The organism is Streptomyces sp. NPDC048483, from assembly GCF_040651455.1.
In the GTDB taxonomy this organism is placed as follows: Bacteria; Actinomycetota; Actinomycetes; order Streptomycetales; family Streptomycetaceae; genus Streptomyces.
Window position 1 is genome coordinate 1 of the sequence record NZ_JBEZJZ010000024.1, and the last position, 22,049, is coordinate 22,049.

Here is a 22,049-nt window from a genome sequence, read left to right on the forward strand (position 1 = left end):
CTCATCTCCCGGATATTTCCGGTCGACGGGGTATCAACATATCTGGCGTTGACTTTTGGCACGCTGTTGAGTTCTCAAGGAACGGACGCTTCCTTTGTGCCTGTTTCACCAGGCTCTCCGGGCGCTTCCCTTCGGTCTTGCGTTTCCGACTCTATCAGATCCTTGCGGCTCCGATTTTCGCCGGTGCGTTTCTGCCTTTCGGCTTCTTCGCGTTTCCAACCTTACCAGATCCGTTTCCGTCTCTGGCCCCCTGCTGGAGCGGGGCTGGCCTTCCAGCTTTCGCTTTCCGGCCTTTCCGACTTTAACAGATCCGATCTTCACCGTTTCCGGTTCGGATGGGATTCCGTTTCCCCGTCGGAGGGGTTTGCCTTTCGGCTTTTCCGACTTTAGCAGAAGATGAGCGGCCGAGATAATCGGCCGAGCTTCTGATAATTGATCGAATCTGCTTCGCCGATTTGAATTTCCGGCCGAAGCGAAGAAGAGACTAACCGTCGCTGACGAGCCTGTCTAGTTCGTCGCAACCGTTTGAATCTACCTCCCCACGCCGACCATGTCAATGGCTTTGTGGGCAGATGAGGAGACTAGCAGGTCAGCTGGGTTGGACGCACATCAGGCGGCCGTCGGGAGGGGGGCCTCACGGTCGGTGGCGGCGATGTCTCCGGTTTCGCCGGTGCGTACGGCTCGGCCGCCCAGGACGTAGACGTACAGGAGGAATGCCAGCTCGGCGACGACGCCGATGGTGATGCGGGCCCAGGTGGGCAGTCCGGAGGGGGTGACGAAGCCTTCCAGGGCGCCGGATATGAAGAGGACGGCGGCGAGGCCGATGGCGACGCCGAGGGCGGAGCGGCCCTCTTCTGCCAGGGCCGTGCGGCGGGTGCGGGGGCCCGGGTCGATGAGGGTCCAGCCGAGGCGTAGGCCGATTCCCGCGGCTACGAAGACGGCGGTCAGCTCCAGGAGGCCGTGCGGGAGGATCAGGCCGAGGAAGGTGTCGAGGCGGCCCGCGGAGGACATCAGACCGATGCCTGCGCCCAGGTTCAGCATGTTCTGGAAGAGGATCCACAGGACGGGGACGCCGGCGAAGGCACCCAGGACCAGGCAGAGCGCCACCGCCTGTGCGTTGTTCGTCCATACCTGGGCGGCGAAGGATGCGGCGGGGTGGCTGGAGTAGTACGCCTCGTACTCGCCGCCGGGGCGGGTCATTGCGCGGAGGTCCTCCGGGGCGCCGATCGCCGCCTGGACCTCGGGGTGTGCGGCGATCCACCAGCCGAGGAGGGCAGCGACGACGGTGGAGAGGATCGCGGTGGGGATCCACCAGTGGCGGAGGCGGTAGACCGCTGCAGGGAAGGCCGTGGTGAAGAAGAGGGCGGCGTCGCGCCAGGAGGACTTGCGGGCGCCGGTCACCGCGCTGCGGGCGCGGGCCACCAGGGAGGTGAGGCGGCCGGTCAGGGCGGGGTCGGGGGCGCTGGAGAGGAGGAGGGAGAGGTGGGTGGTGGTGCGTTGGTAGAGGCCTACGAGTTCATCGGCCTCGGTTCCGGTGAGGCGGCTTTTGCGGCGGAGGAGGGCTTCGAGGCGGTCCCATTCGGCACTGTGGGCCGTGACGAAGACATCGAGGTCCATGAGGGGTCGCTCCTCGTAGCGCCGGGTGGGTTCCGGGCCAGCTTGGCAGACTGGGCCTGATCGGCGTGGAGTGGGCGGGAGTTGTGCGCAAGCGGGAGTGGAAGGGCGTGGGGCGCGGTGAGTGAGCTCGTAACGGGTGAAGCGGTGGTGCTGGGGCTCCGGCCGGCGCGGTTGCCGAGTCGGGGGCTGGCGGTGCTGGTGGATCTGGCCGTGGCCTGGGGGGCGTACCTCGCGGTGTCGCTGGTGCTGGTGAGCACGATGTCGTCGATGGACAGCGCGGCACTGGCGGCGGCTTCGGTGGCGGCGTTCGTACTCGTGCAGGTCGGGATGCCGATTGCGATCGAGACGGTGAGCCACGGGCGGTCGCTGGGGAAGGTGATCTGCGGGCTGCGGGTGGTGCGGGAGGACGGGGGGCCCATCCGGTTCCGGCATGCGCTGGTGCGGGGTGCCATGGGTGCCATCGAGATCGTGCTGACGATGGGGGTGGTGGCGTCCATTGCGTCGCTGGTGTCGGCGCGGGGGCGGCGGGTGGGGGACGTGTTCGCCGGGACGCTCGTCGTGCGGGAGCGGATACCGGTGGAGGAGGCGGGGGCGCGGTTGCCGGCTCCGGCTCCTTGGCTGGCGGCGCAGGTCGAGGGGCTGGATCTGTCGCGGGTGCCGGACCGGTGGTGGCTGACCGTACGGCAGTACCTGGGGCGGATGGGGCAGCTGGATCCGCAGGTCGGCTGGGCGATGGCGGGGCGGCTTGCGGAGGACCTGCGGGGGTTCACGGGGGCAATGGCACCTGCGGAGGCGGATCCGGCGGCCTATCTGGCCGCGGTGGTGGGTGAGCGGCAGGCACGGGAGGCACGGCGGGCGTTCGGGGGGTCGGTGGGGATACCGGAGGAGGGGACGGCTTGGGGTCCGGGTCCGGGGCCAGGTTTCGGTCCGGCTCCTGTTCCTGCCGACGGTGCAGGCACGGTTTCGTTGGAAGGTCCGGTGGAGGGTGCGGCCCCGGTTCCGGTGGCGGGTGAGGGGCGATGGGCTGCGCCCGGGGATGTGCCGGCGGGCCGGAGTCCGGGGGTGGCCGGGGTGCCGTCGGCCGGTGCGAGTTCCTCGGTGGCCGGGGGCGGGGCCGGGCGTACGGACGTGATGCTGGAGGCGGACGGGGCCGGTGGGGTGGCGCGTACGGGGTTTGCGCCGCCTGCGTGACGGGGCCAGGAGGCGGCGGGTGAAGGCGGGGGTGTGCCGTCGGCGCGGGGCGGGCGCCGGGGCTCGGGCGGCGGTTTTACGGGAACGTCGACGGTGGGGATTCGAGGGATTCGAGTTCGATGCCGGGGGCGGAGAGGACGACGTCGCCGGCGATGTGGACGGTGTGCTGCTCGCCGGTTTCCAGGTCGTTGACCTGGTATGCGTCGGCGGTCAGAGAGCCGTTGTCAGTGGCGTGTGGTGTGCTCGACAGCAGGGCCCAGGACTGGTCGAGGGTGCGAGGGGCGAGGACGGGGGGTGTGAAGGCGACGAGGCGGGTGCGGACGGCGCCGGCGCCGAGGGCGGGGCGCAGCAGGCGGGTGGTGGCGATGAGGAAGGCGGGGGATGCGCCGGTGAAGGCGTGGGCGGGGACGTTGCCTTCGGTGGCGTGTTCGCCGGTCGGGTCGGTGCGTACCCAGGTGACGCCGTCCAGGGCTGCGCCGCGGACCTGCCAGGCGGAGGCGTGGAGTTCCAGGCGGATGGGGCGGCCGAGTTCGTCGAGGGTGAGGTCGACGGAGCCGGCGTGATCGCCGGAGGGGGTGGTGATCTGCGAGACATAGCGCCAGCCGGAGGGGCCGGTGGCGCAGTGGAAGTGCTCTTCACCCAGGGGGGTGTGATCGTGCGGGTCGTGGAGGGAGTAGTGGCCGCGGGGCATGGGGCTTGCCGTCCTTCGGGCGGGCCGGTGGCGGATGAGCTCGGTGGGCCTGTGGTGGGGCCCTTACGGGCCAGGCCCCCGCCGTGAGGGGCGAGGGCCTGGCTTTCCGGGTTCACCGGCTGCTGGTGGGTGCCAGTTGCTGATCGCCGGCGCCGGAAAGGGCGCCGGGGATCAGGGGATGGCTCAGTAGCGGTAGTGGTCGGACTTGTACGGGCCCTCGACCTGGACGCCGATGTAGGCGGCCTGCTCCGGGCGCAGCTCGGTGAGCTTGACGCCGAGGGCGTCGAGGTGGAGGCGGGCGACCTTCTCGTCGAGGTGCTTGGGGAGCACGTAGACGTCGGTCGGGTACTCCGCGGGCTTGGTGAACAGCTCGATCTGGGCCAGGGTCTGGTCCGCGAAGGAGTTGGACATCACGAAGCTGGGGTGGCCGGTGGCGTTGCCCAGGTTCAGCAGGCGGCCCTCGGACAGGATGATCAGGACCTTGCCGTCGGGGTGCGTCCAGGTGTGGACCTGGGGCTTGACCTCGTCCTTGACGATGCCGTCGACCTTCGCCAGGCCGGCCATGTCGATCTCGTTGTCGAAGTGGCCGATGTTGCCGACGATCGCCTGGTGCTTCATCCGCACCATGTCCGACGCCAGGATGATGTCCTTGTTGCCGGTGGTGGTGATGAAGATGTCGGCGGTCTCGACGACCTCTTCGAGGGTGGCGACCTGGTAGCCGTCCATGGCTGCCTGGAGGGCGCAGATCGGGTCGATCTCGGTGATGATCACTCGGGCGCCCTGGCCGCGCAAGGACTCCGCGCAGCCCTTGCCGACGTCGCCGTAGCCGCAGACCACGGCGGTCTTGCCGCCGATGAGGACGTCGGTGGCGCGGTTGATGCCGTCGATGAGGGAGTGGCGGCAGCCGTACTTGTTGTCGAACTTCGACTTGGTGACGGCGTCGTTGACGTTGATCGCCGGGAAGAGGAGCTCGCCGTCGCGCTGCATCTCGTACAGGCGGTGCACGCCGGTGGTGGTCTCCTCCGTGACGCCACGGATCTCAGAGGCCAGCTTCGTCCACTTCTGCGGGGACTCGGCGACGGTGCGGGTGAGCAGTTCGAGGATGGCGCGGTGCTCGTCGCTCTCGGCGGTCTCGATCGCGGGGACCTTGCCGGCCTTCTCGTACTCGACGCCCTTGTGGACGAGGAGGGTGGCGTCACCACCGTCGTCGAGGATCATGTTCGGGCCGCCGGTGGACGAGTTCGGCCAGGTCAGGGCCTGCTCGGTGCACCACCAGTACTCCTCGAGCGACTCGCCCTTCCAGGCGAAGACCGGGACGCCCTGGGGGCTGTCGGGGGTGCCGTTCGGGCCGACGGCGATGGCCGCGGCGGCGTGGTCCTGGGTGGAGAAGATGTTGCAGGACGCCCAGCGGACCTCGGCGCCGAGCGCGACCAGGGTCTCGATCAGGACGGCGGTCTGCACGGTCATGTGCAGCGAACCGGTCACGCGGGCGCCGGCCAGCGGCTGCGTGGCGGCGTACTCCTTGCGGATCGCCATCAGGCCGGGCATCTCGTGCTCGGCGAGGGTGATCTCCTTGCGGCCGAAGGCGGCGAGGGACAGGTCGGCGACCTTGAAGTCCTGGCCGGTGGCTGCTGTCGTCATGCGGGCTGCTCCTCGAGCGTCGCGTGGTTTCGGGCTGGGCAGTCTGCGGCGCGGGCAGGCGTACGCAGAAGCGGATACACCTCTCCCCTGGCCGCAGCGCAGTCCGTCGGAGGCCCTCTCTCCCTCGGCCGGTCCGCGGGGCGGACCGCCCGACCGCCATCAGCAGCGACGTCTGGCACTGGTCACGAATCTACACCGATCGGCCCAGTGAACCCCAGCCCGATTGGTCCGTCGAGGGGCCGGATCCGTGCCATCCAGGCCAGGAAGGGGTGGCTCGTGCGCGAGCTCCGGTGCCGGGACGGGGTGGCACCCAGGGGGCTTGACAACGTTGCCGTGTGGTGCAGGATGCCCGGAGCGCGGGAACGGGAGAACCCTGCACGGCCGCGCTCATGTTCGTGAGGAGAACCACGTGACGATGAGTCCAGCCGATCCCCCCAAGGGCGCGGGGAGGGGCGGGCAGGGGCTGAAGCTGCTCGCAGTGACGGCCTGCCCGACCGGTATCGCCCACACATATATGGCCGCGGAGAAGCTGGCGCAGGCGGCGCGGTCCCTCGGGCATGAGATCAAGGTGGAGACCCAGGGGTCGATCGGGGCCGAGAATGTACTCTCTGACAACGATGTCAGAGACGCGGACGGGATCATCATCGCCGCCGACAAGGATGTGGACCGGGGGCGGTTCGTCGGCAAGAGGGTGCTGGCCGTCGGGGTCGCGGAGGGGATTCACCATCCCGAGGCGCTGATGGATCGGGTGCGGACCGCGCCGGTGTACGAGGGCGGCGGTCCGGCGGCCCCGGAGAGCGGCGGCGGCCGAGAGCGAAGCGTCGGGTACAAGGCGCTGATGAACGGGGTCAGCTACATGATCCCGTTCGTCGTGGTCGGCGGGCTGCTGATTGCGATATCGCTGGCGCTGGGCGGGCATCCGCAGGCCGACGGCGGCCTGGTCATCCCCGACGGGTCGTTCTGGAAGCACGTCAACGACATCGGTGTCATCGGCTTCACGCTGATGGTGCCGATCCTCTCCGGCTATCTCGCGTATGCGATCGGCGACCGGCCGGCGCTGGTGCCGGGCATGATCGGCGGCTGGATCGCCAATACCGGTTCGTTGTACGACTCCAAGGCGGGCGCCGGCTTCATCGGCGCCATCGTCACCGGCTTCCTGGCCGGCTATCTCGTGCAGGGGATCAAGAAGGTCAGGGTCCCCCGGTTCGTCCAGCCGATCATGCCGATCATCGTGATTCCGATCGTGGCCACGACCGCGCTCGGGCTCTTCTTCATCTATGTCATCGGCAGGCCGGTCGCGTGGGTGTTCACGCACCTCACCGGCTGGCTCGGCGGGATGACCGGGTCGAGCGCGGTGCTGCTCGGCGCGATTCTGGGCCTGATGATCGCGTTCGACATGGGCGGCCCGGTCAACAAGACCGCGTTCCTGTTCGGCGCGGGGCTGATCGCGTCCGGCAACCAGACCGTGATGGGCATGTGTGCCGCCGCGATCCCGGTCATGCCGCTGGGCCAGGGGCTGGCCACTCTGCTCCGTCGGCGGCTCTATACGGAGCAGGAGCGGGAGACCGGGATGGCCTCGCTGTTCATGGGGCTGTTCGGGATCTCCGAGGGGGCGATCCCGTTCGCCGCGGCGCGGCCCGCGCAGGTCATTCCGGCGAACATGCTCGGCGGCGCGGTGGCCGGTGCGCTCGCGGGGATGACCGGGGTGTCGGACGCGGTGCCGCACGGCGGACCGATCGTGGCGGTGCTGGGGGCGGTCGGCGGGGTGCCGATGTTCTTCGTGGCCGTGGTGGCCGGGGCGGTGGTGACGGCGCTGACGACGGTGGCGCTGGTGGATGTCGCGGAGCGGCGGAAGGGGCGGGGCGCGGCGGCCGTCGGCGCGCCGGTGGCGGAGCCCGTGCCGGTGGGGGCCGGGGTGGCCGTGGGGGCCGGGGCAGCCGTGCCCTCCGGAGCCGGTGGCGGGGCAGCCACCGGAGCCGGTGCGGCGGATTCCCGTACGGCTCCGGACGCGGACGGCGACGACGGGCCGGAAATCCTCTCCGGCTACATCACGCCGGGGACCGTGCGGACGCACCTCGCGGCCGACAGCAAGGAGGCCGCGATCCGCGAACTGGCCGGGCTGGCGGCGGCCACCGGCAAGGTGGCGGACGTCGGGGAGCTCGTACGGGTGGCGCTGGCGCGGGAGGCGCAGGGCACCACCGGGCTCGGCGAGGAGATCGCCATTCCGCACGCCAAGACGGATGCGGTGACCGCGCCGGTCGTCGCCTTCGCGCGGTCCGCGTCGGGCATCGACTGGGGTTCGCTGGACGGGACGCCGGCCAGGCTGGTGTTTCTGATCGCGGTGCCGGAGGCGGCTGCCGGGGACGAGCATCTGCGGATCCTGGCGCTGCTGTCGCGGAAGCTGATGGATACGGACTTCCGGGCGCGGCTGCAGGGCGCGGAGGACGAGGCGGCGGTGCTGCGCGTCCTCGGCGAGATCCGGTAGCCGCAGGCGCAGCACCGGCCGGCCGTACGCAGCGAAAGGCCCCCGCACCTCACCCGGTGCGGGGGCCCGCTGCTTACGGGACGGCTCAGTGTCCGCCCGGCGTCGCCTCCGGGTCGTTGCCCGCGGCGGCCGCGGTCTCGCTGTAGATGTCGGGCTCCAGGTAGATGACGCGGGCGATCGGCACGGCCTCACGGATACGGGCCTCGGCGGCGTCGATGGCCTTCGCGACCTCGGCGGCGGTGTCGTCGTGCTCGACCGCGATCTTGGCGGCGACCAGCAGCTCCTCGGGGCCGAGGTGGAGGGTGCGCATGTGGATGACGCGGGTGACGACATCGCCGTCGACGATCGCCTCGCGGATCTTGGCGACGTCTTCGGGGCCCGCGGCCTCGCCGAGCAGCAGCGACTTGGTCTCGGCGGCCAGGACCAGGGCGATCAGCACCAGCAGTGCGCCGATGCACATGGTGCCGATGCCGTCCCAGATGCCGTTGCCGGTGGCGAGGGTGAGGCCGACGCCGCCCAGCGCGAGGACCAGACCGACCAGCGCGCCGAAGTCCTCCAGGAGGACGACCGGCAGCTCGGGGGCCTTGGCGCGGCGGACGAACTGGGTCCAGGTCTGCTGGCCGCGCAGCTCGTTGGACTCCTTGATGGCCGTACGGAAGGAGAAGCCCTCGGCGATGATCGCGAAGATCAGGACGCCGACCGGCCAGAACCAGTTGTCCAGCACGTGCGGCTCGTGGATCTTCTCGTAGCCCTCGTAGAGCGCGAAGACGCCGCCGATGGTGAACAGGACGATGGAGACCAGGAAGCCGTAGATGTACCGCTCGCGGCCGTAGCCGAAGGGGTGCTCGGCGGTCGCTGCGCGCTTGGCCTTCTTGCCGCCGAGCAGCAGCAGGCCCTGGTTGCCGGAGTCCGCGATGGAGTGCACGCCTTCGGCCAGCATCGAGGACGAGCCGCTGAAGGCGAAGGCCACGAACTTCGCTACGGCAATCGCCAGGTTGGCGCCCAGCGCCGCGACGATGGCCTTTGTCCCGCCTGATGCACTCATATGTGCCGCTTGTCCCTTCCGTCGACCGGGCTTTACCGCCCCTTTAATGCCGTGCGGCGGTCATTGTTGCAGCCCGGCGCCGGGGCGGTGGCATGAGGCCAGCATGCGGCCGTGGGGGCGGGGGTCCCTAGGGGGTGGGGGAACAGATCCCTTAGGGGATGCGGGCGCCCCCTCGGGGCCACAACGCGGCGGGGTCGGGGCGGTATTCCCGGGCTCGGGGCGGTATTTCCTGGCCCTGAGCGATACTCCCGGTCCCGGGGCGATACTCACGGTCCCGCGGCGGCAATGGCCTACCGGGGCGGCAACGGCCCGGCGCTGAGGCTGCCGACCTGCCGACCTGCCGACCTGCCGACCTGCCGACCTGCCGACCTGCCGACGCAACGACCGTAGCGCTACGCAACGACCGTAGCGCGGAAAAGGGTTCCCTCGCCGGAGACGGTGAGCCGTTCGCCGGCGGCGACGAAGGCGGATTCGCCGGGGGCGAGGGTCAGGGTGTCGGAGGCGTCGGCGGTCAGCCGGGCCGTGCCCGCGGTGCACAGCAGGACCTGGGGCGTACGGGCGTCCAGCGGGTGGGGTGCGGCGCCGGGGGCGAGGGCGAAGCGGGAGAGGCGGAATTCGTCGATCGGGGTCTCGTAGACCTCTTCGCCGTCGACGGCCTCGGGGCGCAGGACGCCCGGATCGCCGGCCGTGAAGCGGACGATCCGCAGGAGTTCGGGGACGTCGACGTGCTTGGGGGTGAGGCCGCAGCGCAGGACGTTGTCGGAGTTGGCCATCAGCTCGACGCCGAGGCCGCTGAGGTAGGCGTGCGGGATGCCGGCGCCGAGGAACAGGGCCTCGCCGGGCTGGAGTTGGACGTGGTTGAGGAGCATGGCGGCGATCACGCCGGGGTCGCCGGGGTAGTGGTGGGCGAGGGCGGCGTAGGCGGCGTAGTCCTGCGCGTACGGGCCGCCCTCGGCGCCGAGCCGCTCGGCCGCGGTGGCGGCGCGCTCGACGGTGTCGGCCATCGCGCCGTGCTCGGCGGACAGGACGGCGGTCAGCACCTCGCGCAGCGCGGATTCCTCGGGGCTGGCGCGCAGGATGTCGACGTACGGCTTGAGGTCGTCGATGCCGAGCGCCTCCAGGAGGTCGGCGGTGTGGGCCGGGTGGCGGAAGCCGCAGAGGCCGTCGAAGGGGGTGAGGGCGCAGATCAGCTCGGGCTTGTGGTTGGCGTCCTTGTAGTTGCGGTGGCCGGCGTCCATCGGGACGCCCCGTCGCTCCTCGTCGGCGAAACCTTCCTTCGCCTGGGCGAGGTCGGGGTGGACCTGGAGGGAGAGCGGGGAGCCGGCCGCGAGCAGCTTGAGCAGGAAGGGGAGGCGGGGGCCGAAGGCGTTCACGGTGGCGGCGCCCAGTTCGGCCTCGGGGGCGGCGTCGATCACCTCGGCGAGCGAGACGGGGCCCGTGCCGCGGTCGATGCGGGAGGGGGCGCCGGGGTGGGCGCCCATCCACAGCTCGGCCTGCGGTGCGCCGGTCGGCTCCACGCCGAGGAGCTCCGGGATGGCGGTGGTGGAGCCCCAGGCGTAGGGGCGCACGGTGTTGGCGAGGCGGTCCATGGGGCTGCTGCTTCCTCAGGTGTGTACGTGCCGCTGGCCGGGTCGGTCCGCGGGGATCCGACCAATGATCACTGGGTGTCGGCAAGCGCCAGGTAAACGGCGGCGAAATCCGTGATGGCGAGCAGTTCCGTGGCGCTCTCGAGTTCGCTGCGGCTCTCCGGTTCGAGCTCGCTGAGGGCGGTGTCGCACTCGTCGGCGAGCGCGTTGGCGGCGCGGGTGGCGGAGTGCGGTCCCGGCTCCCCGTCGCGCAGCAGCAGGACCCGGGCGCGCAGTGCGGCGGGCTGATCGACGCGGTCGCGGAAGAAGTCGTCCGGGTCGGCGCCGGCGGCCAGGGTGCCGGCCAGCAGCGGGCGGTGCGTGGTGAGGGCCTCGGGCAGTTCGGCGACGAGCGCGGGGCGGCCCGCGAGCGCGGGCAGGACGGTGGCGAAGTGCCGGCCGACGGCGCCGGCGACGGTGCCCTCGGTCCAGATCAGGGGGAGCGCGTCGGCGAGGTCGGCGGCCAGGGTCTTGGCCGGGTTGGTGTAGGTGGCAACCGCCGGGCCGCAGCGTTCGGCGAGCTGGTCGAGGCGGTCGGCGAGCTGGCCGAGCGCTTCCGGCGGCGCGGTGAGCAGGCCGATCCGGTCGGCGAGCGCGAGCAGCGGGATGAGCAGCGACCAGAGGGTGCCGGGGGCGGCCGGGGGCGCGCCCTCGACGTCGAATTCGGCGTCGTACGGGGTGGTGGCCAGGGGGACGGTGAGGCCGCGGGCCTGGGTGACGGCCTCGGCGAGGGGGCCGCCGGCCGGTGTGACGGCGACGACGGCGCAGCCACGGCGGTAGGCCTGTTCGACCAGCTCGGCGAGGCCCGGGTCGGAACCGTCGGGTCCGGCGAGCAGCAGCAGGTCCAGGGGGCCGGTCCAGCCGGGCAGTGTCCAGCGCAGAGCACCGGGCAGCGGGGCGACGCCGGTGGGCGGGATGTGGGTGACCGGGCAGCTGCCGCCGCCGAGTGCGCTGAGGAGTTCGGCGACTGCGGGGGCGGCGGGGCCGGGTCCGGCGACCAGGACGGCGCGTGGCCGCCCGTCGGGCGTCAGGTCGGGGATGCCGGCTTCGGTGGCGCTGCGGGCGGCGGTACGGACCCGGGCGCCGGATTCGGCTACGCCGCGCAGCAGTCCGTAACGGTCGGCGCCGGCCAGCGCCTCTGGAGCATCGAGGAGTGACTCGTCGAGCATGGTGGGCGCGGCCTCCGTTCGCCGGTACGGGCGGGTGGACACCGGGTGGCGCCGGGGCGGGCCCGGCACTTCCCGGTCAGGCGGGGCGGCTGGCCTCGTCGACGAGGAGCACGGGGATGCCGTCCCGGACGGGGTAGGCGAGACCGCAGTCCGCGGAGGTGCAGGTCAGCTCGGCGGGGTCAGCGGCCGTGCGGTCCTCGAGCGGGGCGTGGCACGCCGGGCAGGCGAGGATCTCGATCAAGCTGGCTTCGACCGGCATGGAGGCTGCTCCTTCGGGGTGGTTGCGGCCTGGCCAGCGTACCGCCGTACGGGGGGCCGGGTCCTGTGCGGAGGGGATGTGCGGAGGTCGGAGGGGGTGGGGGCGATGCGGCGGCCACCCCCGGACGGGCGGACCCAGGGCCTGTCCGATGGGTCAGGGCCGGAAAGGCTCTAGCCGCGGATGACGGCCAGCGCCTCGTCGCGTACCCGGTCGGCGGTTGCCCTGTCGCGGGCCTCGACGTTCAGGCGGAGCAGGGGCTCGGTGTTGGAGGGGCGGATGTTGAACCACCAGTCGGCGGCGGTGACCGTCAGGCCGTCGAGTTCGTCGAGGGTGACGCCTTCGCGGCCCTGGTAGGCGGCCTTGATGGCGGCGAGGCGGCCGGACTGGTCGTCGACGGTGCTGTTGATCTCGCCGGAGGCGGCGTAGCGGTCGTACTGGTCGACGAGCTGCGAGAGCGGTCCCTGCTGGCCGCCGAGGGCGGCGAGGACGTGCAGGGCGGCGAGCATGCCGGTGTCGGCGTTCCAGAAGTCGCGGAAGTAGTAGTGCGCGGAGTGCTCGCCGCCGAAGATGGCGCCGGTTTTGGCCATTTCCTCCTTGATGAAGGAGTGGCCGACGCGGGTGCGGACCGCCTTGCCGCCGTTCTCCTTGACGACCTCGGGGACCGACCAGGAGGTGATGCAGTTGTGGATGATCGTTCCGCCGGGGTGCTTGGCGAGTTCGCGGGCGGCCACCAGGGCGGTGATCGCGGACGGGGAGACCGGGTCGCCGTTCTCGTCGACGACGAAGCAGCGGTCGGCGTCGCCGTCGAAGGCGAGGCCGAGGTCGGCGCCGGTCTCGCGGACGCGGGCCTGGAGGTCGACGATGTTCTTCGGGTCGAGGGGGTTGGCCTCGTGGTTCGGGAAGGAGCCGTCCAACTCGAAGTACAGGGCGTCGAGTTCGAGGGGCAGGCCCTCGAAGACCGTGGGGACGGTGTGGCCGCCCATGCCGTTGCCGGCGTCGACGACGACCTTCAGCGGTCGGATGCCGGTCAGGTCCACCAGGTCGCGCAGGTGGGCGGCGTAGTCCTCGAGGACATCGCGCTGGGTGACGGCGCCGGTGGCGGCCACCGGCTCGGGGGCACCGTTCTTGGTCCAGTCCTCGACGAGGCCGCGGATTTCGGCCAGGCCGGTGTCCTGGCCGACCGGGGCGGCGCCCGCCCGGCACATCTTGATGCCGTTGTACTGGGCGGGGTTGTGCGAGGCGGTGAACATCGCGCCGGGCAGGCCGAACGCGCCGCTGGCGTAGTAGAGCTGGTCGGTCGAGCAGAGCCCGATCTCGGTGACGTCCGCCCCGCGGGCCGCAGCGCCGCGGGCGAAGGCGCGGGCCAGGCCGGGCGAGGAGGGGCGCATGTCGTGCCCGGTCACGATCGCGTCCGCGCCGGTGACCTGGACGAAGGCCGCGCCGAACAGCTCGGCCAGCGTCTCGTCCCACTGGTCGGGGACCACACCGCGCACGTCGTACGCCTTGACGATCTGCGACAGATCGGTCACTGCCGGGCCTCCTGGAGTCGCTGAGTCGCTACGGAGCCCCAAACCTACCCGGCCGTCCTGTGCGGGGGCCGTGAACCGGCCGTGCGTGGCACCGGATCCGCGACGGCCCCCGCGCCGGCGGTTGTCAGGGCAGCATCCAGCCCAGTACGGCGCCGCTCTGGCCGATCACGATCAGGCACATCACCAGCAGCAGGCCCAGGCTCCACGGCAGCAGCCTGCGCAGCAGGTCCCCCTCCCGTCCCGCGAGGCCGACGGCGGCGCAGGCGATCGTCAGATTCTGCGGCGAGATCATTTTGCCGAGCACCCCGCCGGAGCTGTTGGCGGCGGCGAGGAGTTCGGGCGGGAGTCCAGACTGGCGGGCGGCGGTGACCTGGAGGGCGCCGAAGAGGGCGTTGGCGGAGGTGTCGGAGCCGGAGACCGCGACGCCGAACCAGCCCAGGACGGGCGAGAGGAAGGCGAGCCCGGCGCCGGCCGCGGCGACGAAGTGGCCGATGGTGGCGGCCTGTCCGGACAGGTTCATGACGTAGGCGAGGCCGAGGACGGAGGTCACGGTGAGGACGGTGCGGCGCAACTCGTGGACGGTGGCGGCCCATTCGCGTACGGCGTCCTTGGCCCGTACGCCGAGCAGTGCGGCGGTGGCGAAGCCGGAGAGCAGCACCAGCGTGCCTCCGGTGGCGATCAGCGGCAGGGCGAAGACATTGCCGCCGACGGGCGTGCCGTCCGGGGCCGCGACATTCAGCAGGGGCCAGTCGAAGGTCTGCGTGGCCTTCTCCAGCAGCTGCTTGAGCTGCGGAATCTGGGCGAGGGAGAAGACGGAGATGATCAGCGCGTAGGGCGCGTAGGCGCGGACGACCTCGCGGCGCTCGTCGCGTACGTCGAGGTCCTGGCTGCGGGCGCCGGTGAGCACCTTGGTGCGTACCGCCTCGTCGGCCGGGCGGCGAGCGCCGGGGACGGCCACCAGCGCGGCGGTGCCGGCCAGTGCGGCGCCGATGTCCGCGAGCTGTGCGGAGACGTAGTTGGCCGCCGCGAACTGGACGGCGGCGAAGGCTCCTCCGCAGGCGAGCGCGGGGAGCCAGGTCTCTCGCAGTCCGCGCCGCCCGTCCACGAGGGCGACCAGTGCCAGCGGGACGACCAGTGCCAGCAGCGGCGTCTGACGGCCCACCACGGAGGCGACGGAGTCCAGCGGCAGCCCGGTGACCTGGGCGAGGGTGGTGACCGGGGTGCCCATGGCGCCGAAGGCGACCGGTGCGGTGTTGGCGACCAGGGCGACGACGGCGGCCTTGACCGGGTCGAAGCCGAGCGCGACCAGCATCACCGCGCTGATCGCGACCGGCGCCCCGAACCCGGCCAGCGCCTCGAGCAGCGCGCCGAAGCAGAAGGCGATGACCAGGGCCTGGATGCGGGGGTCGGCGGAGAACCGGGAGAAGGAGCGGCGCAGCACGTCGAAGTGTCTGGTGCGGACCGTCATCCGGTAGACCCACAGGGCGTTGACGACGATCCAGAGGATCGGGAAGAGGCCGAAGAGGGCGCCCTGGGCGGCGCTGGAGAGCGTCTGGCCGGCGGGCATGCCGTAGCCGAGGCAGGCGACGGCCACGGCGACGGCGAGGCCTATGAGGCCGGCGGCGTGGGCGCGCATCCGTACGGCACCGAGCAGGACGAGGACGGTGAGCAGCGGCAGTGCGGCGACGAGGGCGGACAGGGCGAGCGAGTTGGCGAGGGGCTCCAGCTGTTGGACGTACACATGGCCTCCCGGCGTGGGCGGCTCCCGTGGGGGATGGTGCGATCGCCATTCCGTGATGCGGAAGCGGATCACGCGGGAGTGGAGGCATGGTCGTGTCCGCGCCAAGTTGGCGTCAATGCTCCGTCATCGGCCGATCGCGAAGAGTTTCCGGCCGAGGCGCCGGGGTTCAGGAATCGGGGGACCGCAGTACCCGCAGATGGCCGCGGCGGGCCACCTCCATGGGCCGGCCGTCGCGGCCACCGGGTCCGCCGGTCTGCGGCCCGTCGGCGCCCGCGGCACGTTCCTGAGGGCGGGCGGCCTCGCGTACGGCATTGGCGAGCGCTTCGAGATCGTCGCCGCTGGGCTGGGCGGGACCCGTGTCGATGGCGAGGCGGACGACCTCCCAGCCGCGGGGCGCGGTCAGCCGCTCGGAGTGCTCGGCGCACAGGTCGTAGCAGTGCGGCTCGGCGTAGGTGGCGAGCGGTCCGAGCACGGCGGTCGAATCCGCATAGACGTACGTCAGCGTTGCGACGGCGGGGCGGCCGCACGCAGTGCGCGAACAGCGACGTACAGGGCTCACGACGTTGGACGCTACCGCACTCTTGAGCGGGCCGCGACGACTCTCCCCCGGCTCACCCAACCGTGTCGTCCCGCTTCGTCCGATGCGTCTGACCTGCACCCGCCCTCCCGTCGCCCGCCACCGCCCGAGTGGAAGCGCTCCGCGCTGCTGTGACATGGCCGGTCCGGGCAGGGCGGGACGGACGGCGCGCGGCGCGGAAACCCGTCATCAGTCGGTGCAGTTCGTGTCATTCCGCGGGCGATCCGCGATCTGATGGGGGGATGCAAACGAACGGAGTGCGGACCGGACCGGTCACTCGGCGACATCGTGCGTCTTGCTGCGCTTCCCGGTGCCACCCGGCCCGCGACGGTTACGCTCGATGCTGATGGACAGCCCCGTACCTCCCCGACCACCAGAGCCGCGGCTCCGCCGCCGCGACCGGCACGGCCGTGGCATGCGCGGCCCGATCGCGCCTCCCCAGGTGCCGCTTTCGGTGAGCCGCGCCGACGCCTTCGTGGATCTTGTCTATGACTCGCGGGACCGTCTGGAGCGGCGCTGGCCGCAGCTCGCGGAGGTCGACTTCATGGTCCTGGAGGTGCCCGGTTTCGGCCCGGACGCCCGGCCGGATGCCGAGGCGGACGACGAGACCGTCCCGCTGGGCCGGGTGGTGCCGGCCGGTGGCGGACATCGCGACCGGATCGTGATCTACCGCAGGCCGGTGGAGATCCGCACCAAGAGCCGCGACGAGCGCGCGCTGCTGGTCCACGAGGTGGTCGTCGAGCAGGTCGCCGAACTGCTGGGGCTGGCCCCGGAGTCGGTGGACCCGCGGTATGGGCAGGACTGATCCCGTACGGCGGGGCGGGGCGGGCCGGGGCAGGAGCCGTTGAGGGTTCCGCCCCGGCCGGGCCTCAGTCCGTCAGCAGAGACAGGTCCTGGCCCGCTGTCGGGACGACGACGGTGCCCCGGTCGTCCGGGAGGGTCTGCACGGTGAAGGCGGGGATGCCGCCCATCGGCTGTGCCAGGGTGCGCGCCGCATGGACCGGGCCGCTGCCCGGCTGGGGCTCCACCGTCAGCGCGTAGGAGCCCTTGAGGCCCGGCGGGCGCGGCGGGTCGACGGCGAGGGTGCTGCCGCCCTTGACCGTGTAGGTCCTGGAGACCGGCGTGCCGCCCTCGCTCCCCGCCGACGCGGTGACCTTGACCTTGGCGTCCTTGCCCTTCTCGGGCGCGACGAGCGAGAGCGTGCCGCCCCTGGCCCGGTTGTCGGCGACCGTGGCGCGCTTGTCCACCGGGCGGGTCGCCGGGATGAACGCCATCTCCTGGTGGGCGCCCTTGCCCCGGGTCACCCGCAGTGCGGCCGCGACCGGGGCCCTGGAGCCGCCGTCGGCGGGCGTGAGCACCAGCGAGCCGGCCTCGCCCTTGGTGAGGTCCTTGAGGTCGACAGCCTTGGTCATCCCGCTGTTGACGTGCAGCGTGTCCACTCCGGCCGGGGTGATCAGACCGGTCGGGGTGGCCAGCTGCACCTTGAGGTCGGCGTCCGCCTCACCGGGCGCGACGACGACCAGACGGACGGAGGTGGCGTCCTTCGGGATGCCGGGGAGCACCAGGGCGGCGGCCGGGTCGGCGGCGGGCGGCAGCCAGTCGCTGCCGAGCTTGGCATCGGTGGCCTGGACGGCGGCGCCGACCCGGCCCTGGGGGACGACGACGTGCAGCGCGGCGTTGGTGGTCGGGCTGCCGGTCAGCGTGGACAGCAGCCGCGAGACGGTGGTGTGCGCCGGAACGGTGATGCCGTCGACCCGTGCGCCGCTCAACTCCCCGTCGTTGCCGCGCAGTTCGAGGTCCACCTCGGCGTCGGTCGGGCCGGGGTTGGTCAGATGGATGTAGTCCTGACGGTCCTTGTCGGTGCTCACTCCGGGGAACCAGAACGTGGTGTCCGGGGCGGTGCAGCTCAGCCCGAGCAGTCCGCGGCCGCTGCCGGCGGCGACGGAGGTGGTCTGCTGGACGGACCAGCCGGGGGCGAAGGTGCCGTCCGCGTCGCCCGCCAGCGCGGGCGCATCGGCGGCGTCGGTCGTCGCGGTGACCGGCCTGCCGGCCTCCTTGAGGGGCGCCACGGGGCGGGTGTCGCGGGGCGGGACGATCTTGGTGCCGCCGGAGCCGTCCGCGCCCGTCTCCTTGGACCTGCCCTCGTCCTTGCCCTTGCCCTTCTCCTTGCCGCCCTTGCCGCCCTTGCCGTCGTCGGCGCCGCGGTCCTCCACCGTCCCGGCGGGCAGCAGCTTGGCGGTGCCCTTCTTGGCGTCCACACCGGCCGCCGCGCCCTTGGGCACGAAGGACGTGTACGTGGTGTCGCTGACCGCCGAGGACGACGGGGCCGGGCAGAGCAGCGAGGAGCGCTGGACGGGCAGCCGGGCGCCCCCCTGCGGGCTTGTACCGGCCGCGCCGTCCGGTACGGCGACGGCGGCGACACCGGTGACGGCGGCGAGCCCCACCGCCGCGCCGATCAGGGACATCATCGTGCGCTTCACTGCTGGTCGCTCCCGTCACGGCGCGGCTCGGGGTAGGAGCCGGGGTACGTCGTGCCGTCGTCGTAGGGCTGCTGGGGCTGCTGGGGCTGCTGGGCGTAGCCGTACGGGTCGTAGCCGCCCGCCTGGTAGGGGTCCGCCGCGTACGGGCCGGGCGCCTGGTACGGGTCGGCCTGGGGGTACGGCGGCTGCTGCGCGTACTGACCGGCCTGGTACGGGTCGGCGGGAGCGTAGGGCTGCTCACCGGGCTGGGCCGGGGCGGCCTGCGGGGCGGCCTGCCACTGCTCGTAGGACTGCTGCTGCGGGACCGCGGCGTACGGATCGCCGCTCTGCACTGCTTCCTGGGCCGGTACGGCCGGTGGCTCCTCCCCCGTCCGCGCCGCGGGAATGCCGGACTCCGGCGCGGCCTGCTGACCGGCGGCCTCCGCGGCGGCCCGCAGCCTGCGCGCCCGGCGGCCGTCCCCGGTGGCCGCCTGGGCGGCGGCCGCCACGGCGGCATCCTCGGGCAGGTCGTCGTCGATCTCCCGGCGGCGGCCCGGCAGCGCCATCACCACCAGGACGACGGCGAACAGGCCCTGCAGCCACAGCCAGACGGTGTGGCCGACGGGGTTCTCGTAGGTGAGGTCGAGCCGTCCGCCGTCCGAGGGGAGCTGGAATCCCTGCGCCCAGCCGTCGACGGTCACGGGCTTGAGCGCGCTGCCGTTCAGGGTGGCCCGCCAGCCCGGGTCGGCGGCGTCCGCGAGGCGCAGCACCCGGCCGGCGTCGCCGTCGGGCACCTTGTCGGTGTGCGCCTCGACGGGGCCGGACGGGACGGGGACGGGCGCGGCGGTCTGGCCGGCGGTGGTGCCGTCGGTGGCGCCGCCCGGCACGATGGAGACCCGCGAGACGCGGCGGTCGACGCGCCACAGGGCGCTGCCGTGGTCCTTGCTGAGCCGGGTCAGGCCCGGGGTCGCGTCCAGTACCCGGCCCATCGCGCGGGGCGCGCCGTCGCGCACCAGGATGTAGCGGACGGCGTAGCCGCCGAGCTGGTTGGTCTGGTCGGCGCCGGAGCCCGCCACGAGGTTGGCGACGATGCCGCCGAGCCGCTTGTCCTCGCCGGCGGTGACGGCCAGGTCGGCGTCGCCCAGGCGGGAGCCGGAGCCGCGGACCAGGGCGTAGTCGACATGGCCGGTGCTGCCGTCGAGGACCAGCGTGCGGGCCCGGTCGTCGCTGCCGGACTCCTCGGCGACGAACGCCGGGACCTGCGAGGGATCGCGCCGCTCCAGAGGACCGGCCGCGCCGGTGATCATCCAGCTGACGGCGGCGTAGAGCGGGGCGAGGACGGAGGCCAGCGCGATCAGCACGGCGACCGGCTGCTTCCAGCCGAAGCCCGTGGCGGCCATCCGGGTGCGGATGCCCTCGGCGCCGATCGCCGCGGCGCACAGCAGCGCCAGCCCGTAGACGAGCATGGCGGGCCCGGTCCAGCCGGAGCCGTTGCCGAGCGCCGCGCACAGCAGCCCGGCGACGGCCACGACCCAGGCGGTACGGATCGCGGTCTGCCGCTCGTCGCGCAGCGTGGCCGCCAGTGCGGCCAGGACGACGCCGATCAGGAGCAGCCCGCCGGCCGCCTTGGGGCCGCCGGGGCTCAGGCCGATCAGGTCCAGTGCCGAGGCGGAGCCGGCGCCGTAGTCGAGCCCGGCCTCCTGGAAGAAGCGCAGGGGGCTGCCGAACAGTGACAGCGACCAGGGGGCGAGCACCACGACGGGCACGACGGCCACGGCCAGGAAGCGCAGTACGTAGCCGACCAGCGGCTCACGGCTGCTCCGCTTCGCTCCGTCTCCGCTCTTTGCCGAGCCTCCGGATGCGGAGCCCAGGGCGCGCCGCACCAGGAGCGCGATGCCGAGCAGTACGGCGACCGGCCAGACGACCGGGGTGAAGGCCGCGGTGAAGGTGACCAGCAAGGTGTATGCCCAGGTGGCGCGCCAGCTCGGGCGGGTTCCGGGGCTCAGGCGCAGACCGCTGGCGGCGACCGCGGCGCGGGCCATCAGCGGCAGCAGGATGGCGAGTACGGCGGTGCCCAGGCGGCCGCCGGCGAGCGCGCCGGTGGCCGCGGGCAGGAAGGCGTACGCGATGCTGCCCCAGGCCCGCAGCAGCCGGGAGGCGACCAGCGGGCGGGAGGCGAAGTAGGCGGTGAGCCCGGCCAGCGGGACGGAGCAGACCAGCAGCAGGGTGATCGTGAAGCCGGTGCTGCCGAGGAAGACCGTGGAGACCAGGGCGAGGACCGCCAGGTAGGGCGGCGCGGAGGCGGCGTCCCCGGTGCCGACCGCATGCCAGCTGTCGAGATACGCCGACCACAGGTCGGACACGCTGCCGGGCGCGGGAAGCATCGCGCCGCCGGTGAGCGCGCCGGTGCCGAGCAGTCCCCGGCAGGCAATCAGCGAGACCAGCAGCAGCAGGAGGAAGAGCACCGGCCCCGGCTTGCGGGCGATCCGCTTGAGCCGTGCGAACTGCTCGATCTCCAGGAAGTCGGCGTCGTCGCCGCCGGGCCCGGACTCCGCGGCGCCGTGTCGGCCGGCCGAGGCGACATCCGGCGCGGCACGGCCCGCCAGATTGCCCGCGACCTGCTCGACGGTGGCCCGTACGGTCGCGCCGGGCGGCGGGAAGAGCGGCCGCAGCTCGCTCGCGTCCACTGCGGGCCGGCCCCTGCGTTTCCGCGCGGCGAGGATCTTTCCTGGTCGCAGCAGGGTGCCGAAGAGCCCGGCGAGTTCGTCGAGCGCCTGGCCGGGGACCTTGCCGACGAGATAGGCGAGGACCCGCAGGAAGGTGCCGAGCACCAGCCGCAGCAGGGTGTACAGGAGCAGCGCGCCGCGGGTGTTGGCGAGGAGTGTGTAGACGGCACCGGACTTGTCCACCCGGTGCGGGTTGGCGACGAAACGGCCGACGCAGTCGATGGGGCGGCGTTCGCGGGCGGCGGCCTCGGCGTGCCGCAGGACCGCGTCCGGCGCGACGAGCACCTGGTGGCCGGCCGCCTGGGCGCGCCAGCACAGGTCGACGTCGTCACGCATCAGCGGCAGCCGGCGGTCGAAGCCGCCCAGCTGCTCGTAGACATCGCGGCGGATGAGCATGCCGGCGGTGGAGACGGACAGCACGGGGCGGATCTGGTCGTGCTGGCCCTGGTCCTGCTCGCGGCGGTCCAGGCCGGTCCAACGGCGGCCGCTGCGGGCGATGCTGACGCCCGTTTCGAGCAGCTGGCGGCGGTCGTACCAGCTGCGCAGCTTGGGGCCGACGACGGCGGTGGAGGGGCTGGCGTCGGCGACCCGCAGCAGCTCGGCGAGCGCGGTGGGCGCGGGGGCGCAGTCGTCGTGCAGCAGCCACAGCCACTGGACGGGCTCGCCGTGCGGCAGCTCCGGCATGTCGTAGGCGTCGTCGCGCCAGGTCCGGCTGACCGGGTCCCAGCCGCTGGGCCGGCGCAGATAGGCCAGGTCGTCGGGGGTGAGCACGGGGGCCGTCCGGACGGCTTCGTCGACCGCGGTGCCGAATCCGGAGCGGCGGGCGAGATGCAGCACCCGCTCGTCCCCGATGGCATCGGCGAGCAGCTGGGCGGAGTCGTCCGCGCTGCCGGTGTCGGCGCCGATGACGTTCTGCACCGGGCGCTCCTGGCCGAGCAGCCCGGCGAGCGCGTCGGGCAGCCAGCGGGCCCCGTCGTGGGAGACGATCACGGCGGTGACGACATGCCGCGGGAACTCTGGGGTGTCAGCTGTGTATGAGGCGGCCTGGGCCGCCGACTGGCTGTGCACGGACATCGAGGTACGGGCCCTCCGGACCCGGGAGTCCGGGGCCCGCGGCGAAGTCGCTCAAGGCCCCCGCCCCCGGAAGACACTGCGACGGACTACGAGGCGACGCGCGCGACCCGTGGGGCGGCGGCGCATCTCGGACGGTGCCCCACACTAATGGTTCGCACCGGTGCGCTGACCGGGTCCGTACACAGCAGTCCGCCTCCGGCCGTCAGGGCACCGGAGGCGG

General features: G+C 72.6%; 15 protein-coding genes. 3 read left to right on the forward strand and 12 right to left on the reverse strand.

Annotated features, from left to right (window positions below):
• Positions 1-609 precede the first annotated feature (609 nt).
• Complete coding sequence (locus AB0D04_RS15325; protein ID WP_362703051.1) at positions 610-1,617, reverse strand: stage II sporulation protein M; 1,008 nt, start codon at positions 1,615-1,617, stop codon at positions 610-612.
• Positions 1,618-1,734: 117 nt separating this feature from the next.
• Here AB0D04_RS15325 and AB0D04_RS15330 point away from each other — a divergent pair, with 117 nt between their 5' ends.
• Positions 1,735-2,808, forward strand: coding sequence for an RDD family protein (locus AB0D04_RS15330; RefSeq protein ID WP_362703053.1), 1,074 nt, complete (start codon positions 1,735-1,737; stop codon positions 2,806-2,808).
• 76 nt (positions 2,809-2,884) lie between these two features.
• On the opposite strand, the gene AB0D04_RS15335 is transcribed toward AB0D04_RS15330, so the two are convergent.
• On the reverse strand, positions 2,885-3,499 hold the full coding sequence (locus tag AB0D04_RS15335) for a hypothetical protein (protein WP_362703054.1): 615 nt from the start codon (positions 3,497-3,499) through the stop codon (positions 2,885-2,887).
• A gap of 183 nt (positions 3,500-3,682) precedes the next feature.
• The gene (ahcY, locus tag AB0D04_RS15340) at positions 3,683-5,140 is read right to left on the reverse strand and encodes an adenosylhomocysteinase (protein ID WP_362703055.1); all 1,458 of its coding nucleotides are present in this window, start codon (positions 5,138-5,140) and stop codon (positions 3,683-3,685) included.
• Positions 5,141-5,555: 415 nt separating this feature from the next.
• Between ahcY and AB0D04_RS15345 the strand changes: the two genes are divergently transcribed.
• Positions 5,556-7,625: a fructose-specific PTS transporter subunit EIIC gene (locus tag AB0D04_RS15345; RefSeq protein WP_362703167.1), complete on the forward strand. Its 2,070-nt coding sequence runs from the start codon at positions 5,556-5,558 to the stop codon at positions 7,623-7,625.
• A gap of 85 nt (positions 7,626-7,710) precedes the next feature.
• Here the strand turns inward: AB0D04_RS15345 and AB0D04_RS15350 are convergent, their stop codons facing one another.
• From AB0D04_RS15350 to AB0D04_RS15380, 7 genes are all read right to left on the reverse strand, one after another.
• The gene (locus AB0D04_RS15350; RefSeq protein WP_362703057.1) at positions 7,711-8,670 is read right to left on the reverse strand and encodes a cation diffusion facilitator family transporter; all 960 of its coding nucleotides are present in this window, start codon (positions 8,668-8,670) and stop codon (positions 7,711-7,713) included.
• Between the two features lie 392 nt (positions 8,671-9,062).
• Positions 9,063-10,259 carry a mannose-6-phosphate isomerase, class I gene (gene manA, locus AB0D04_RS15355; protein WP_362703058.1) on the reverse strand — a complete coding sequence of 399 codons (1,197 nt, stop codon included), beginning with the start codon at positions 10,257-10,259 and terminating at the stop codon, positions 9,063-9,065.
• A 68-nt stretch (positions 10,260-10,327) separates the two neighbouring features.
• A complete protein-coding gene (locus tag AB0D04_RS15360) occupies positions 10,328-11,464 on the reverse strand; it encodes an SIS domain-containing protein (protein ID WP_362703060.1) in 1,137 nt (378 codons plus the stop codon).
• Between the two features lie 76 nt (positions 11,465-11,540).
• On the reverse strand, positions 11,541-11,723 hold the full coding sequence (locus AB0D04_RS15365; protein WP_362703061.1) for a Trm112 family protein: 183 nt from the start codon (positions 11,721-11,723) through the stop codon (positions 11,541-11,543).
• A gap of 170 nt (positions 11,724-11,893) precedes the next feature.
• Positions 11,894-13,252 (reverse strand): phosphomannomutase/phosphoglucomutase, encoded by a 1,359-nt coding sequence (locus AB0D04_RS15370; RefSeq protein WP_362703063.1) that lies wholly within the window; start codon positions 13,250-13,252, stop codon positions 11,894-11,896.
• Between the two features lie 124 nt (positions 13,253-13,376).
• Positions 13,377-14,993, reverse strand: coding sequence for a lactate permease LctP family transporter (locus AB0D04_RS15375; RefSeq protein ID WP_362703064.1), 1,617 nt, complete (start codon positions 14,991-14,993; stop codon positions 13,377-13,379).
• A gap of 166 nt (positions 14,994-15,159) precedes the next feature.
• Positions 15,160-15,612: a DUF3499 domain-containing protein gene (locus tag AB0D04_RS15380; RefSeq protein ID WP_362703066.1), complete on the reverse strand. Its 453-nt coding sequence runs from the start codon at positions 15,610-15,612 to the stop codon at positions 15,160-15,162.
• A gap of 304 nt (positions 15,613-15,916) precedes the next feature.
• On the opposite strand from AB0D04_RS15380, the gene AB0D04_RS15385 reads away from it, so the two are divergent.
• The gene (locus AB0D04_RS15385) at positions 15,917-16,375 is read left to right on the forward strand and encodes a metallopeptidase family protein (protein WP_362703067.1); all 459 of its coding nucleotides are present in this window, start codon (positions 15,917-15,919) and stop codon (positions 16,373-16,375) included.
• A 64-nt stretch (positions 16,376-16,439) separates the two neighbouring features.
• Here the strand turns inward: AB0D04_RS15385 and AB0D04_RS15390 are convergent, their stop codons facing one another.
• Positions 16,440-18,050, reverse strand: a complete 1,611-nt coding sequence (locus tag AB0D04_RS15390) for a DUF5719 family protein (RefSeq protein ID WP_362703068.1) — start codon at positions 18,048-18,050, stop codon at positions 16,440-16,442.
• On the reverse strand, positions 18,047-21,829 hold the full coding sequence (locus tag AB0D04_RS15395; RefSeq protein WP_362703069.1) for a glycosyltransferase: 3,783 nt from the start codon (positions 21,827-21,829) through the stop codon (positions 18,047-18,049). Before AB0D04_RS15395 ends, AB0D04_RS15390 begins: the two co-directional genes overlap by 4 nt.
• Between the last annotated feature and the right edge of the window lie 220 nt (positions 21,830-22,049).

What these genes read in the sequence shown, in the direction of transcription:
- AB0D04_RS15325 (WP_362703051.1), bottom strand. Translation starts at nt 1,617, where the DNA reads ATGGACCTCGATGTCTTCGTCACGGCCCACAGTGCCGAATGGGACCGC.
- AB0D04_RS15335 (WP_362703054.1), bottom strand. Translation starts at nt 3,499, where the DNA reads ATGCCCCGCGGCCACTACTCCCTCCACGACCCGCACGATCACACCCCC.
- ahcY (WP_362703055.1), bottom strand. Translation starts at nt 5,140, where the DNA reads ATGACGACAGCAGCCACCGGCCAGGACTTCAAGGTCGCCGACCTGTCC.
- AB0D04_RS15345 (WP_362703167.1), top strand. Translation starts at nt 5,556, where the DNA reads ATGAGTCCAGCCGATCCCCCCAAGGGCGCGGGGAGGGGCGGGCAGGGG.
- AB0D04_RS15350 (WP_362703057.1), bottom strand. Translation starts at nt 8,670, where the DNA reads ATGAGTGCATCAGGCGGGACAAAGGCCATCGTCGCGGCGCTGGGCGCC.
- manA (WP_362703058.1), bottom strand. Translation starts at nt 10,259, where the DNA reads ATGGACCGCCTCGCCAACACCGTGCGCCCCTACGCCTGGGGCTCCACC.
- AB0D04_RS15360 (WP_362703060.1), bottom strand. Translation starts at nt 11,464, where the DNA reads ATGCTCGACGAGTCACTCCTCGATGCTCCAGAGGCGCTGGCCGGCGCC.
- AB0D04_RS15365 (WP_362703061.1), bottom strand. Translation starts at nt 11,723, where the DNA reads ATGCCGGTCGAAGCCAGCTTGATCGAGATCCTCGCCTGCCCGGCGTGC.
- AB0D04_RS15385 (WP_362703067.1), top strand. Translation starts at nt 15,917, where the DNA reads ATGGACAGCCCCGTACCTCCCCGACCACCAGAGCCGCGGCTCCGCCGC.
- AB0D04_RS15395 (WP_362703069.1), bottom strand. Translation starts at nt 21,829, where the DNA reads ATGTCCGTGCACAGCCAGTCGGCGGCCCAGGCCGCCTCATACACAGCT.